Annotated in this window: 13 protein-coding genes; 11 read left to right on the plus strand and 2 right to left on the minus strand. The window is 54.3% G+C overall.

Translation table 11 applies throughout. The annotated features are described in order from the left end of the window. Positions 1–21: 21 nt before the first annotated feature. Positions 22–2,145: an IgaA/UmoB family intracellular growth attenuator gene (locus N7387_RS03795; RefSeq protein ID WP_279797030.1), complete on the minus strand. Its 2,124-nt coding sequence runs from the start codon at positions 2,143–2,145 to the stop codon at positions 22–24. A gap of 341 nt (positions 2,146–2,486) precedes the next feature. On the opposite strand from N7387_RS03795, the gene nudE reads away from it, so the two are divergent. Then, a complete protein-coding gene (gene nudE / locus N7387_RS03800; protein WP_262861093.1) occupies positions 2,487–3,041 on the plus strand; it encodes an ADP compounds hydrolase NudE in 555 nt (184 codons plus the stop codon). 121 nt (positions 3,042–3,162) lie between these two features. Here the strand turns inward: nudE and mrcA are convergent, their stop codons facing one another. Beyond that, positions 3,163–5,688 carry a peptidoglycan glycosyltransferase/peptidoglycan DD-transpeptidase MrcA gene (mrcA, locus tag N7387_RS03805; protein ID WP_274371089.1) on the minus strand — a complete coding sequence of 842 codons (2,526 nt, stop codon included), beginning with the start codon at positions 5,686–5,688 and terminating at the stop codon, positions 3,163–3,165. 151 nt (positions 5,689–5,839) lie between these two features. On the opposite strand from mrcA, the gene N7387_RS03810 reads away from it, so the two are divergent. The 10 genes from N7387_RS03810 (at position 5,840) to N7387_RS03855 (ending at position 14,353) form a co-directional block, all read left to right on the plus strand. Continuing rightward, positions 5,840–6,649: a hypothetical protein gene (locus tag N7387_RS03810; RefSeq protein WP_279797035.1), complete on the plus strand. Its 810-nt coding sequence runs from the start codon at positions 5,840–5,842 to the stop codon at positions 6,647–6,649. Then, positions 6,646–7,206 (plus strand): hypothetical protein, encoded by a 561-nt coding sequence (locus N7387_RS03815; RefSeq protein WP_279797037.1) that lies wholly within the window; start codon positions 6,646–6,648, stop codon positions 7,204–7,206. The genes N7387_RS03810 and N7387_RS03815 overlap by 4 nt, the downstream gene beginning before the upstream one ends. Further along, positions 7,203–7,718 carry a hypothetical protein gene (locus N7387_RS03820; protein ID WP_279797039.1) on the plus strand — a complete coding sequence of 172 codons (516 nt, stop codon included), beginning with the start codon at positions 7,203–7,205 and terminating at the stop codon, positions 7,716–7,718. Before N7387_RS03815 ends, N7387_RS03820 begins: the two co-directional genes overlap by 4 nt. Then, positions 7,705–8,766 carry a secretin N-terminal domain-containing protein gene (locus tag N7387_RS03825; protein WP_279797040.1) on the plus strand — a complete coding sequence of 354 codons (1,062 nt, stop codon included), beginning with the start codon at positions 7,705–7,707 and terminating at the stop codon, positions 8,764–8,766. Before N7387_RS03820 ends, N7387_RS03825 begins: the two co-directional genes overlap by 14 nt. Positions 8,767–9,281: 515 nt before the next feature. Next, positions 9,282–9,806 carry a shikimate kinase AroK gene (aroK, locus tag N7387_RS03830; RefSeq protein WP_004237896.1) on the plus strand — a complete coding sequence of 175 codons (525 nt, stop codon included), beginning with the start codon at positions 9,282–9,284 and terminating at the stop codon, positions 9,804–9,806. 31 nt (positions 9,807–9,837) lie between these two features. Beyond that, entirely contained in the window at positions 9,838–10,920 is a 1,083-nt protein-coding gene (gene aroB, locus N7387_RS03835; RefSeq protein WP_274371094.1) for a 3-dehydroquinate synthase, read from the plus strand. 145 nt (positions 10,921–11,065) lie between these two features. Next, a complete protein-coding gene (locus N7387_RS03840) occupies positions 11,066–12,013 on the plus strand; it encodes an SPOR domain-containing protein (RefSeq protein WP_279797042.1) in 948 nt (315 codons plus the stop codon). Positions 12,014–12,103: 90 nt separating this feature from the next. Next, positions 12,104–12,922: an adenine-specific DNA-methyltransferase gene (dam, locus tag N7387_RS03845; RefSeq protein ID WP_025151607.1), complete on the plus strand. Its 819-nt coding sequence runs from the start codon at positions 12,104–12,106 to the stop codon at positions 12,920–12,922. A 40-nt stretch (positions 12,923–12,962) separates the two neighbouring features. Beyond that, the gene (gene rpe, locus N7387_RS03850) at positions 12,963–13,637 is read left to right on the plus strand and encodes a ribulose-phosphate 3-epimerase (RefSeq protein WP_262860894.1); all 675 of its coding nucleotides are present in this window, start codon (positions 12,963–12,965) and stop codon (positions 13,635–13,637) included. Beyond that, positions 13,634–14,353, plus strand: coding sequence for a phosphoglycolate phosphatase (locus N7387_RS03855; protein ID WP_279797044.1), 720 nt, complete (start codon positions 13,634–13,636; stop codon positions 14,351–14,353). The genes rpe and N7387_RS03855 overlap by 4 nt, the downstream gene beginning before the upstream one ends. Positions 14,354–14,355 lie beyond the last annotated feature (2 nt).

Below are 14,355 nucleotides of genomic sequence, written 5' to 3' on the forward strand. Positions count from 1 at the left end.
CCGTGACAGACAGTGCAGCCGTTACGGCTGCACCTCAGAAGAAGGGTAGTCGTGCCGGAAGCAGTTGTCGTAATAACGGCGGATATCCGTCATCCGGCGGCGGCGCTGACGCCAGCGGATAAACGTATAGATGCCGTTGATAATGGCAAGAAGGGAAAAGACGGCCAGTAAAATACAGCTGCCGATAAACCGCGCCAGCATGAGACTATCCGGCTGAAAGTGCAGCAGGATATGACGGGTGCCGTTGGCATCCACAGACACACCCGTGACAATGCCCTGAACCTCAAACGGGGTGTGCAGCAGCATATTGGAGAGCTTCTGCAGGGACTGCCAGTGCGCCAGCGGTGGCATTTCCTCAGTCTGTTCATTGACAGGGGCGTTCTCCACCAGGGATTTGCCTTCATCACTGATCAGCAGCACCCCACCCGGCGGCGGACTGTTCAGCCGCATTGCCGCATTTTCCACTTCTTTGTTTATAGCTGTAGATGTGGTGGCGATAACCAGCTTTTCCAAGGCCTCGGCACTTGCCGGACGCAATAAAACATTCGATTGCTCCAGTTTACCGGCTTTGGCGCGGGCTAATAAATTTTCCCAGTTCGGGGAATTTCCCAGATTGACGAGGGCGTTTTTCAGCCGCACACAGTCACTGTTTTCAAATTCACATAACGCCTGGGTTTTCAGTACCAGTGAGGAAAAGTCGTCCAGCAGGCTCATCCCGGAGCGGGTGATAACATTGCGCAGACTGTCGTTCACCTTACGGGCCCCGGCATCAGGATGCAGCTGGTTACTCAGTTCGGCAAGCAGTGCGGCGGCGCGATCAACCTGTTCGGACTCGGGAACCGGGAGCGGAGAGGCGTTGTTCCAGTAGATACCGGAGCAGTCAAACGCGCGGAAATTAGGTTTGTCCTGCGCGGAGAGGTTCGGCGGCATGTAACACATCCCCACGCCTTTGGCTTCCAGAAAATCCCCCACATAAAGCGGCATATTCTGGAGTTCGCTGAAATTCGTGGAGACCTTGGTTTCTGTACCGGTCAGCCAGTTCAGTGCCAGTTTCACCGGCAGGTTGACCGGCTGATTACAGGCCAGAACCAGCAGGGCTACGGCACTGGTCAGGGCGATCAGCAGATTTTTTCCGTAACGGCGATACGGGAAGCGGGTGGCTTCCTCGCGCAGGGAGAGATATTTCCCCTGGCGGACAACCTGCTGGTCTTCATACATTTCAATCTGTGTGACCGTGCCCAGATCCTGATGCAGCCAGGGTTCCCAGTGGCGCGGGTAAATCAGGTCGATACCGCCGAGTGAAATGCTGTGCTTCTGGCTGTGGTCAAAATCACCGAACAGACCCCAGCGTTTCGGGATCCCCCGGTAGCACTGAATATCCCGCAGACGGCGGCGGTTACTGATCGGGATCAGGGATAATATGATACCCGGCAACAGCAGTCCGGCACCGGCGGCGATCATCCAGTAAAATAAAAACGGCGGCATAAAGACCGCAGTGAGTGCCGTCAGCACGCCGCAGATAATCAGCGTACCGCTGATAAACCCGTGACTGTGTTGCAGGTTATATTCCTGCCGGCTCTCTCTGCGTGTGCCGAGAAACTGAATATCAGCATTGCTGTTAGTCAGTATCGCGGCCTGTACCGGTACGTCATTATTTTTTGTCATTGGCTCTGCCAGCGCATAGTCGTCAGTAAACTCACGTAAATCATGACCGTTCAGCCCGACAATCATCGGTATTCCGGCAGTAAACATCACATCAATGACATTTGTGGTCTGAATAAATTCATCCAGAACCGCAGGCAGATAAACTTCATTGCCTTCAATGTAGTAATGCCACTGCTGTCCGTTTTTCTCCGGGATGGCATACCGGGTGATGCGGTTGCACAGACGATAGACGTGATCACTTTTTTTGGGGAAAGCCGGTAATGTAAAATGCAGGTCATTACTGACCGCCTGCCGGGCAGCGCGGGTCAGATGGTGCTCAATGGCCTGAATTTCACAGGCACCCGGGCGGTGGTGTGTCAGACTGGCCAGTGAAGGTAACACATAACCCGCCCGGCGCTGTTTCCGCCGGCGGCTGATAACCGAAACCATTATAAGACAACCGATCACCAGAGCGGTTGTTATAATGAGGGTGATAGTCATTTTTTCCCCGTTGTAATTGCCTGTGCAGCATAACAGTGAAGGAAGCCGTTAAAAAATCGGCCTTTTCTGATTATGCAAAAAGAATTATTTTAAATAACAGTCTGTTATAACTGATTATTTTCACTTTTACCTGCTGATTATGCTGTGTGTCACCGTTATTTAGTCATCCCGCCCGGTGCTTTTCTTTGTCTCAGGAACGGGTAATATGAAGCAGAGCAATAAGTGAGTGAGCCGGGAATTTACCCCGGTTTTTACTTATTCGCAAAGCGGTACTGTTTCACCCTGTACAGTTTTACGCTGTATGGTTGTACTGCGTTTTTATATTACGTACAGAGGCATACATGGCAGAATTACAAAAACCGAAAATTATCCGCATCGAGACTGTTGCCCAATCCCGTTTGTTTACTGTCCAGTCTGTTGCACTGAAATTCAGTAATGGTGCGGAACGGATTTATGAGCGTATGCGCCCTGCAACCCGTGAATCTGTCCTGATTGTCCCTGTGATAAATAACGAGCTTATCCTGATCCGGGAATACGCGGCGGGTGTGGACAGCTATGAGCTGGGATTCCCGAAAGGTGCGATCGACCCCGGTGAGGATATGCTGACTGCCGCTAACCGTGAGCTGAAAGAAGAAATCGGGTTTGGTGCCCGCACATTGACACCACTGCGCCGCGTTACCATGTCTCCGTCCTATTTTTCCGGGCAGATGAATATCCTGCTGGCGGAAGGGCTGTATCCTGAAAAGCTGGAGGGCGATGAGCCGGAACCGCTGGTTCAGGAGCGCTGGCCGGTCAGTAAGATGATGGATCTGCTGGCGCATCCGGATTTTAACGAAGCGCGTAATATTACCGCGCTGTTCCTGGCGCAGCAATTTTTACAGCGTACCGGCCACTAAGCTATTTTTAACACAAATCGGTCAGCGTTAATCATCGAAAAAAGACATGCATTTGTGTTAAGTAACAGCGATTGAAAAAAAGGGCTGCCCGCAGGCAGCCCTTCTGTCTTTATCCGCTTAATCAGAACAGTTCTTCCGAACCGCCGTCCTGCTGAATAATCGTCGTTCCCACTTCCGACACGCCGTAATCTGTCGGCTCGGTGCCTTTGATAAAGTATTCGGAACGGGAATTGGCGCCGGAGCCCAGTTTACCGGTGCTGCGGTTGATCTGAACGGAGATAATTCCCGGCGGTGGCGGGTCTTTACGCTCCGGCACACCTTCCAGTGCGACTTTCATAAAGTCGTTCCAGATTGGCTGAGCGCTTTTCGCACCGGCCTCACCACGACCAAGGTCACGGGCGTTTTCATCAAAACCAATCCAGACTGCCGCCACAATGTCCGGGCCGTAGCCGACAAACCAGGCATCTTTTGAACTGTTGGTGGTTCCGGTTTTGCCGCCGAGATCGCGGCGTTTGATATCCCGCATTGCCCGCCAGCCGGTTCCGCTCCAGCCCGGTTCGCCATAGATATTGGAGTTCATGGCGTCTTTGATCAGGAAGGCCACCTGAGTGCTGACCACATGCGGTGCATACGGAGAATCACTTCCTGCCAGCGGTGCTTTTTCCAGGTCGGCTTCCGGCGCGGCAGGCTGGTCATTTTCCTGCGGCTGGCTGTCTGATTTGGCTACGTCGTTTTCCAGCGCATCTTTATTCAGACTGCTTTCCAGGTCATGTGAGCCTTCACCGTAAATGACCGGGATGTTGGTACACTGCGGACAGGCAATTTTCGGCTCTGCGGTAAACAGGGCTTTGCCTTCAGTGTTATCAATCCGGCTGATAAAATACGGGTCGATCAGATAGCCGCCGTTGGTCATCACGGCGTAGCCGCGCACCATCTGCATCGGGGTGAAGGAGGATGAGCCGAGCGCCATGGATTCTGTCCGGACAATGTTGCTGTCCGGGAAGCCGAAGCGCAGCAGATAATCGGCGGCATAATTCACGCCCATTGCCCGCATGGCCCGCACCATCACCACGTTTTTCGATTGTCCCAGCCCCTGGCGCAGACGGATCGGGCCGTCATAACGCGGTGGTGAGTTTTTCGGCCGCCAGTCCGGGCCTGCGCCGTCGGCACGGACAATCGGCAGGTCATTGAGCAGGGAAGCGAGTGTCAGACCTTTATCCAGCGCGGCGGTGTACAGCAATGGTTTGATGCTGGAGCCCACCTGGCGCAGAGACTGGGTGACACGGTTGAATTTGCTCAGTTCGAAATCAAAGCCGCCGACCAGTGCGATCACCGCACCATCTGTCGGATTAAGCGCTACCAGGGCAGAGTTGACATCCGGTATCTGTGCCAGCATCCAGCGGTCTTTATTCTGACGCACCCAGATCTGCTCACCGGCATGCACCACACCGTTTACCGCACGCGGTGCCGGGCCCATAGCGCGATCAGAGATAAACTTACGCGCCCAGCGCATGCTGTCCATGGTCAGATCGATGGTGGAGCCGTCTTTGAGCATCACCTGTGCGCGGTTAGCATCCGCACTCAGCACAACACCCGGATTGAGCGGACCGTAGACCTGTAATGTTTTCAGTTTGCTCAGGATCTGCTCTGTATCCCATGCCGCGCTGTTCTGCGGCCACAATACCTGCTGAGCGCCCCGGTAACCGTGGCGCATGTCGTAGTCGATGATACCGGTATGAACCGCATCTTCAGCACTGAGCTGATCTTTGCGTTTAACGGTGGTGTAGACCTTATAGCCATCGGTATAGGCATTTTCACCGTACTTTTCAATCATGGCCATCCGTACCATTTCCGCCAGATACGGCGCGGAAAAATCAATTTCCGGGGCGTGATAACGGGCGTCGATCGGCTCATTGCGTGCTTCATCATACTGTGCGCGGGTAATGTAATTCTCTTCCAGCATCCGCGTCAGCACCACATTACGGCGGGCCAGAGCACGGGATTTGGAGTAAAGCGGGTTAAAGGTGGACGGTGCCTTCGGCAGCCCGGCGATCACGGCAATCTCACTGAGTGTCAGCTGATCAAGGCTTTTACCGAAATAGACATAGGCCGCAGCCCCCACGCCGTAAGCGCGCTGACCGAGGTAAATTTTGTTCAGATACAGCTCGAGAATTTCATCTTTGGTCAGCATCTGCTCGATACGGATGGCCAGGAACGCTTCCTTTACTTTACGGATAACGGTTTTTTCCGGGCTCAGGAAGAAGTTACGGGCAAGCTGCTGTGTGATAGTACTCGCGCCCTGTGATGCCCGTCCGGAGGTCATGGCAACAGAGGCGGCACGGAAAATCCCGATCGGGTCGATTCCGTGGTGGTCATAGAAACGGCTGTCTTCCGTCGCGATAAAGGCATTCCTTACCATCGGCGGGATCTGGCTGAGTGTCAGCGGAATCCGGCGTTTTTCACCGAACTGGGCAATCAGTTCGCCGTCCGCACTGTAGATCTGCATTGGGGTCTGTAATTTGACATCTTTCAGCGTAGCCACATCGGGCAGATCTGCCTCGACATATTTGTACATGCCGTATATCGATGCTGCTCCAAGAAAAATGCAACAGACAACAAAGATCAATAAATACTTTAAGAACTTCACCTGAAAATTTCCGTTAGCCGTGTGGTGGACAGTTTATAAACAGCGACCCTGTAGTATAAAGGTTCATGCGTTTCTTGAATACGTATTTTATAACCAGCAGAAAATTAAGAGAAAAAAGGTATTTCTCATATCAATAATACAGGGATGATTTATGCGGATTATTTCACGGATGGCGGGAATTTCGCTTCAGGACGGGGAAATCAGGATAGCACTGGCGCGGCGCGCACGCCGGAGGTGGTGTTTTGAGGATTTTATCACGCTGATACTGCCGGAAACGGAATCAACCGAAAACGGTGTGCCCGGTCTGTCTGCGGTTGCGGCTGCACTGGCGCCATGGCGGCGGCGGATCTGCGGGCGGCCGGTTTGCCGGGCGGCACTGCCTGTATCACTCTGTCTTCAGCAGCAGATCCGCCTGCCGGAGAGCCGTGTGGCGCAGTCTGCCGTAGTGCCGCTGATTGAAGCCTGGCTGGCGCGCACATTTCCGGCACGTCATCAGGATCTTATCTATGATTACCGGCGGTTTTCCGGCGATATTATTCTGACGGCGCTGCACCGCACTGTCCGTGAACAGTGGCTGTCGCTGGCGGCGGAACTCCGTGCGGATCTGACGGTGCTCGGCATTATTCCCTGTGCGCTGCGCTGTTTTGCCCGTACCCGGGGTGTGGCTGCACAGGACTGGCTGGTTTTCCGCCAGGGGAACAGTATTTGCTGGACAGCCGGTGAAATGCAGCCGGTACTGAGCGGACGGGCTGATCTGACTCTGCCGTCATTGCTGACGGAGCTGAAAACACAGGGTTTTGATGATTCACAGGCGGAGCTGCGCTGCCTGCATGATACTGCACTGCTGCCGCAGGCATGGCAGCCGGAATGCCTGCGTTACCGCAATGCGGAGGCAGATGATGTCCCGCCGGGTTATGCGGCGGCGGCAGGGATGGTGCTCTGCGGGGAGGATAGGTTATGACACACCGAGTGAACCTGACCGCCTGGCGCTCCCGGCTGAAACGGCAAATCTGCCGCCGGATGGCTGCCCGGTTTCTGATAGCAGGAAGTGTGCTGTTATTCGCACTGCTGCCGGTTTATCTGCTTCATTCACTGAATGTGCAGCATCTGGTGGTGTTACAGGCCGCATTTGATGAGCGGGAAATCCGTCTTGAGCCGCAACGGGCTGAATTTGCCCGTCAGCGCGCGGTACAGTGGCAGGCGGAAGCGGAAAATCTGCGGCAGCAGCAAACCGCACAGGAAAACCGTCGTTTCCGGGATTTGCTGGTTTTTTTGCAGGCGCAATTGCCGGAAGATGCCTGGCTGGCGCGTTATCAGGCAGAGCGGCAAAAGTATGATACAGAAAACAGTGTGCGCCATGTCCTGTCGGTGAACCGCCATCAGGTGATCGCGCCTTCGCATCCTTTATTACACCAGGTTGTACCGGGGCTGATGCCGCTCAGGCTGATCAATCTGCAACATCACAAAACAGCCGGTATCCGGCAGTTTATATTGGTGACCGGGAGGAGCCGGTCATGAATCTGAACACAATATGGCGCTGTGCGCAGTACCGGCGCGTGCAGTGGGGAGTGATGACCGGGATCTGGTTATCAGCCGGCGTGGTGTTCTGGTGTTTTTATCTGCAGCCGGCAGCCGGAGAAACGGAAATACAGCGCCGGCAGTTGCAGAGGCTGGCAGCATTGTCAGAACAGCAGGTGCCGGAAACGGTGGTTCTGCCGCCCCCGGATATCCCGCCGCTGTTTGCCCTGCTGCCCGAAGATGTGCTGCCGCTGCTGACCGGCTGGCAGCAGGAGCCGCCGGAACAGCCGGAACGCTGGGTGCTGACCTTTGAGGCGCATTACCCGGAGCTGGCGGCGCTGCTCGATACCCTCAGCGGAGCGCTGACTCCGTTGCCGATCACCCGGCTCTCGCTGCACCCGCTGACACCCGGAATCTCCTCATCCCCGCCGTTATTGCAGATGACACTGCATCTGGCATTACCGGGCGCGGATTCACCGGATCCGGAAAAGGAATGGCATGATGATGAATAATGCAACGTCAGCGGCCCGGCTGATCACCGGCTGCAGCCTGTTGCTGGCAGCGGCTGCTTTTGGCGGGCAGCATCCGCGGGATCTTTTTCAGCCTGTCATTATTAATGAGGAACCGGCTGCGCTGACAGAATTCCCCGTGATGTACGATCCGCCGCTGATACCGGAAAGCAGTCAGAGCCGCACATTTCCCCTGCAATATGCGGATGCGGCGGACATGCTGGCTCTGCTGAAACAGCATCACGGGGAATGGTTTGCGGATAATAAAATGCCGGAGGCCGATGCGCTGACAAATTCCCTCTTTATAGAAGCACAGGCGGATGTGCTGTCGCGGACGGAAGCCTGGCTGGCACAGATGGATCAGCCGCAGCAGCAGGTACAGATTACGGCACATATTGTGTCCGGCTCGCGGGAGGGGCTGCATGAGCTGGGGCTGCAATGGGGAACGGTACTGCCGTCACCGGAGTCCGGCAACCGCCTGCAGCTGCATCAGGCACGGGGGAACAACACGTTCACCTTCAATATCGCCCGTCTCGGCGGGCATCTGCTGGAGATGGAACTGAGTGCGCTGGAGCAGGAACAGCAGCTGGATATTGTCGCCAGCCCGCGCCTGACCACGGCGCATGAACATCCCGCCAGTATCAAACAGGGGGCGGAAATTCCGTACACCACACAAAACCATGAGTCCGGTTCACAGGTGCAGTTCCGTGAGGCGGTGCTGGGCATGGAGGTGACACCACAGATTCTGCGGGATAATAAAGTGCGTCTGACACTGCATATCAGCCGCAATGCCCCCGGGGTGGCGCTGATGCAGAACGGCAGTGAGCAGTATTCCATTGATAAGCAGGAAATCAGCACACAGGTGATTGTCCGCAGCGGGGAAACGCTGATCCTCGGGGGGATTTTTCAGCAGGATAAAGGCAGACAGGTAACCGGAGTGCCGTATTTATCGTCGATCCCATTGATGGGAAAGCTTTTTACCCATCAATACGATAAACTCAGCCGCCGTGAATTAGTGATATTCATTACACCGCAGTTGATCGATATTTAGTAATTGTATAAGTATCAGTGGGTTGTATCATTATTTACGGGAAATATGCGCAGAATAACGGATTTTTTTACCGGCTCTGCGGTGTTATACATTTGACGATTGCAACGATTTAGCATACAAGAGTTAGCAAATTTAGCAGGTATGAAATCACTGCCGCCGTAAAATATGCCGTTAATCCGTTGACGGACAACGTCCTGATTCTCAGATCGCGCCTTATGTTTCTGCACAGCTCCTGTTTTCAGGAGGATTCACGGAAATATAAGGCGCGGTTTTTCGCAGGCGTTATGATAGTATGTGCGGATGTTCAGAGGCCGGATTGCGACAGGCGTCACACAGCAGCACCTGAGATATCTTTCCGGTTTCGTGCCGGTATGGTTGCAATCGGGCAGAATGTGCTGAGATAATTTCAGGTTACTCACGCAGATTCACTCATGAGGTTTCATTTGAGGTCCCGCCGCTGATCGGGTGAGCGGGGCGGGTTATCATTAACGAATATTCTTAGTTATACCAAAAACATGGCAGAGAAACGCAATATCTTTCTTGTCGGCCCGATGGGTGCCGGCAAAAGTACTATTGGTCGTCAGCTGGCTCAGCAATTAAATATGGAATTCTTTGATTCCGACCAGGAAATTGAACGCCGCACCGGAGCCGATGTGGGCTGGGTGTTTGATGTCGAAGGTGAAGAAGGTTTTCGACTGCGTGAAGAAAAAATCATCAATGAACTGACTGAAAAGCAGGGTATCGTCCTGGCTACCGGCGGGGGTTCCGTCAAGTCACGGGAGACCCGCAACCGCCTGTCTGCGCGGGGTGTGGTTGTGTACCTTGAGACCAATATTGAAAAACAACTGGCCCGGACACAGCGCGATAAAAAGCGTCCGTTGTTACAGGTCGATGAGCCGGTCCGGGAAGTCCTGGTCAAACTGGCCGATGAACGCAATCCGATGTATGAAGAGATCGCGGATATCACTATCCATACCGATGATCAGAGTGCAAAAGTGGTTGCAAACCAAATCATTGAACTGTTAGAAACCAACAGTTAATTTCATTTTACCGGCAACATGCGGAGGTGCCATGGAAAAAGTGACTGTGACTCTGGGTGAGCGTGCTTATCCTATTTCAATTGCTCCGGGTCTCTTTTCCCTCTCCGGCACCTTTGCGCCGCTGACCGCCGGTCAGCGTGCAATGATCGTTACCAACGAAACCCTTGCCCCGCTGTATCTTCAGACACTGACCGATAATCTTGCGCACGCCGGTGTGCAGGCGGATTCCGTGATCCTGCCGGACGGCGAGCAGTATAAATCCCTGACCACCCTTGACCGTATTTTTACCGCACTGCTGGAAAACAATCACGGGCGTGATACCACGCTGATTGCGCTGGGCGGCGGTGTTATCGGTGATCTGACCGGATTTGCGGCAGCGAGCTATCAGCGCGGTGTCCGTTTTATCCAGGTGCCGACCACGCTGCTGTCTCAGGTGGATTCGTCTGTCGGCGGTAAAACCGGCGTGAACCATCCGCTGGGTAAAAATATGATCGGTGCCTTCTGGCAGCCGGTCAGTGTGGTGATTGATCTCGACTGCCTGAACACCCTGCCGCGCCGTGAACTGGCCTCGGGGCTGGCGGAAGTCATTAAATACGGCATTATTCTGGATCACGATTTCTTTATCTGGCTGGAAAACAATATCGACCGTCTGCTGGCCCCTGAGCCGCAGGCGATGGCGTACTGCATCCGCCGCTGCTGTGAGCTGAAAGCACAGGTGGTGGCTGCGGATGAAAAAGAGACCAGCGGGCTGCGCGCACTGCTGAATCTCGGTCATACATTCGGCCACGCCATTGAGGCGGAAATGGGCTACGGTGTCTGGCTGCACGGCGAGGCAGTCGCCGCAGGGATGGTGATGGCTGCACGCACGGCTGAACTGCTCGGGACCTTCCGCCCGGAAGAAACTGAGCGGGTTATTGCACTGCTTACCCGCGCCGGGCTGCCGGTGCGCGGACCGGAATCCATGGCGGCGGATGCCTATCTGCCGCACATGATGCGGGATAAAAAAGTGCAGGGCGGTAAACTGCATCTGATTGTTCCGGAAACGATCGGCCGGTCGGTTGTCCGTGCGGATATCCCGCATGACAAGGTGCTGGCTGCCATTCAGTCCGTATAACGGAAGCGGCGGACAGAAGTTTTTTGATATCTGTCTCGCTGAGTGCCGGGAAAATGGTTACACTACGCATGTGACGCACACACCGGGCGTCAGTTCTCTTCTGTTATATCCAAAGACACAGTTTCTGCTCTGATGGGAGGGCAAAATGGACGGCTTTAAACCCGAAAAGCAAGAACCACAGATTTTCAGCCAGCCGGATGATGACGCTATCCGTCCGGATGCATCTGACAGACCGGAGCGCCCTGAACGCCGTAACCCGCGTCCGCGCCCGCAGCAGTCACGGCCTAAGTTTGCCGTCTCCCGCCAGCAGATGATGATCGGCGTGGCGGTTGTGGTCCTGGTGTTACTGATTATCGCGATAAGCTCTGCGCTGAAATCGCCGTCAGAACCGGAAGCACCACAGCAGGCACAAAACGGCGAACGCCCGATTACCCTTGGTACCGGCAGCAATGACGGTGCAACACAGTTACAGCCAGCCGAACCGGTACCGTCACAGACCGGCGTGAATCTCCCGGCTATCAATAATCTGCCGACACAGGCACAGCCGCCGTCACAGACAACCGGTACCGGTCAGCGCGTGGATATCCCGGGGGATATTAACGATGCCCTGAATCAGGGAAATACGCAGGCGGGTATCAATAATGCGGCGCAGCAGAATATGAATAATCTGCCGCCGGTGGTCACCCCGCAGGAAGAGCCGAAGAAACCGGTACAGCAGGTGAAACCACAGCCGGTGAAAACCACCACGGCAACACCGGCCAAACCGCGTGAAACCACCAAACCGGCCACAGCGGCACCGGCTCCGTCAAAAAGCAGTACTGCGATCGCCAAAGCGCCTGCCGGGAACTATACCCTGCAGCTGAGCAGCGCGAGCCGTGCGGATACGCTGAAAGCCTTTGCACAGAAGCACGGATTATCCAACTATCAGGTTTATGAGACAACACGTAACGGAAAATCGTGGTATGTCCTGGTATACGGTAATTTCCCGACAGTCGGGGATGCAAAACGGGAAGTTGAGCGTCTGCCTGCCGAAATTCAGGGGAAAAAACCGTGGGTCAGAAAGATGCAGCAAGTGCATCAGGACATGAAATAATAAACACGGATTCCGTCAGGTGCTGATTTGCTGTCTGAAACAGAGTAGAATCGGCGGCTCTGGCCTTTTTGAGCAATGATTACAGACAGCATGAAGAAACAACGCGCATTTTTGAAGTGGGCCGGCGGAAAATACACTCTGGCAGATGAAATAAAACGGCATCTGCCGGAGGGTGATTGTCTTATTGAGCCCTTTGTCGGCGCGGGGTCGGTTTTTCTCAATACAGATTATCCGCGCTATGTGCTGGCGGATATCAACAGTGACCTGATCCACCTCTACACCATGGTAAAGCAGCGGACTCAGGAATTTATCGATGAATCCCGCAAACTGTTCACGCCGCAGTTTAATGATGAATTACAGTACTATGCGCTGCGGGAACGGTTTAATCAGAGCACGGATCATTTCGAGCGCAGCATTCTGTTTCTCTATCTGAACCGCCATTGTTATAACGGTTTGTGCCGTTATAATTCCAAAGGCCGGTTTAATGTGCCCTTCGGGCGCTACCGCAAACCCTATTTCCCGGAAGCCGAACTGCTGTGGTTCGCGGAAAAAGCCCGTAACGCCGTGTTTGTCTGCCAGTCTTATGTGACCAGCATGGAGAATGCAGGTACCGGGGATATTGTCTATTGTGATCCGCCTTATGCGCCGTTATCACTGACGGCCAATTTTACGGCGTATCACACCAGCGGATTCGGGTTACCGGAGCAGCAGAATCTGGCACAGCTGGCACAAATGCTTTCGTCGGATCGCAAAGTTCCGGTTCTGATCTCGAATCATGATACCCCGCTGACGCGGGAGTGGTATCATCAGGCGCAACTGCATATTGTCAAAGTGCGCCGCACTATCAGCCGCAATACACTTAACCGCCAGAAAGTGAATGAATTACTGGCGCTTTACCGCGGACAGTAAGCCGTTGAACCCGGCGGCGTCTTATTAAGAGGAAACAGGAATGAAAGAGTTTTTGATTGCTCCGTCCATTTTATCTGCTGACTTTGCCCGTCTGGGGGAAGACACCGCGAAGGTTCTCGCCGCAGGCGGCGATGTGGTTCACTTCGACGTGATGGATAACCATTATGTCCCGAACCTGACTATCGGGCCGATGGTGTGTAAGGCGCTGCGTGATTACGGTATTACTGCGCCGATCGATGTGCATCTGATGGTAAAACCGGTGGACAGCATTGTGCCGGACTTCGCTAAAGCGGGCGCAACCTACATTTCATTCCACGCGGAAGCGAGCGAGCACATTGATCGCACCATTCAGCTTATCCGCGAATGCGGCTGCAAACCGGGCCTGGTATTCAACCCGGCCACGCCGCTCAGTTACCTCGATTATGTGATTGATAAACTGGATCTGATCCTGCTGATGTCGGTCAACCCGGGCTTCGGTGGTCAGTCCTTTATTCCGGAAACACTGAAAAAAGTGGAAGAAGTCCGCCGCCGCATTGATGCCAGCGGCCGTGACATCCGCCTCGAAGTTGACGGCGGCATTAAGACTGAAAATATCGCGGCAGTGGCGCAGGCCGGTGCGGATATGTTTGTGGCCGGCTCTGCGATTTTCGGCAAACCGGATTACAAAGCCGTGATTGATGATATGCGTAAAGAATTAACAAAGGTTTCAGCATGACAGACAAAACAGCAGTACAGCAATTCACTGGGATTAAAGCCGTTGCATTTGACCTGGACGGCACACTGACTGACAGTATTCAGGGACTGGCGGAAGCGACTGATCGCGCACTGGAAGCACTGGGCTACCGGAAAGCGGGCCGGGAAATGGCCTCTGTCTGGGTCGGTAACGGTGTTGATATGTTACTGGAACGTGCCCTGATTCATGCAACCGGTGAAAAACCTGATGCTGCACTGCACGCAAAATGCCGTCAGTTGTTTGATGATTTTTATGCTGAGACGGTTAAAACCGGCAGTCCGGCGTTTCCGCATGTGGCAGAGACATTGCAGGTGATGGCAGACGCAGGGCTGGATCTGGCGATCGTGACCAACAAACCGTCTCAGTTTATTCCGCCGCTGCTGGCTGAAACCGGTCTGGATAAATTTTTCTCTGTCGTGCTCGGCGGGGATGATGTGAAAAATAAGAAGCCGCATCCGGCGCCGCTCTACCTGACGCTGGGTGAGTTCGGGCTGCGTAAGGAAGAGATGCTGTTTGTCGGGGATTCCCGCAATGACATCCTGGCGGCACGGGCAGCGGAATGTCCCTGTGTCGGCATGACCTACGGCTACAACTACGGTATTCCGATTGCGGACAGCAATCCGGATTGCGTACTGTCCGACTTCGCGGGTCTGCTGCCTGCACTCGGGCTGCCTCCGTTAACTCATCAGGAAGGATAATC

The organism is Morganella sp. GD04133, from assembly GCF_029835375.1.
In the GTDB taxonomy this organism is placed as follows: domain Bacteria; phylum Pseudomonadota; class Gammaproteobacteria; order Enterobacterales; family Enterobacteriaceae; genus Morganella; species Morganella morganii_B.

Bases quoted from the DNA above. Each gene is read 5' to 3' on its own strand.
- N7387_RS03795 (WP_279797030.1), bottom strand. From the start codon at position 2,145: ATGACTATCACCCTCATTATAACAACCGCTCTGGTGATCGGTTGTCTT.
- nudE (WP_262861093.1), top strand. From the start codon at position 2,487: ATGGCAGAATTACAAAAACCGAAAATTATCCGCATCGAGACTGTTGCC.
- N7387_RS03810 (WP_279797035.1), top strand. From the start codon at position 5,840: ATGCGGATTATTTCACGGATGGCGGGAATTTCGCTTCAGGACGGGGAA.
- N7387_RS03815 (WP_279797037.1), top strand. From the start codon at position 6,646: ATGACACACCGAGTGAACCTGACCGCCTGGCGCTCCCGGCTGAAACGG.
- N7387_RS03820 (WP_279797039.1), top strand. From the start codon at position 7,203: ATGAATCTGAACACAATATGGCGCTGTGCGCAGTACCGGCGCGTGCAG.
- N7387_RS03825 (WP_279797040.1), top strand. From the start codon at position 7,705: ATGATGATGAATAATGCAACGTCAGCGGCCCGGCTGATCACCGGCTGC.
- aroK (WP_004237896.1), top strand. From the start codon at position 9,282: ATGGCAGAGAAACGCAATATCTTTCTTGTCGGCCCGATGGGTGCCGGC.
- aroB (WP_274371094.1), top strand. From the start codon at position 9,838: ATGGAAAAAGTGACTGTGACTCTGGGTGAGCGTGCTTATCCTATTTCA.
- N7387_RS03840 (WP_279797042.1), top strand. From the start codon at position 11,066: ATGGACGGCTTTAAACCCGAAAAGCAAGAACCACAGATTTTCAGCCAG.
- dam (WP_025151607.1), top strand. From the start codon at position 12,104: ATGAAGAAACAACGCGCATTTTTGAAGTGGGCCGGCGGAAAATACACT.
- rpe (WP_262860894.1), top strand. From the start codon at position 12,963: ATGAAAGAGTTTTTGATTGCTCCGTCCATTTTATCTGCTGACTTTGCC.
- N7387_RS03855 (WP_279797044.1), top strand. From the start codon at position 13,634: ATGACAGACAAAACAGCAGTACAGCAATTCACTGGGATTAAAGCCGTT.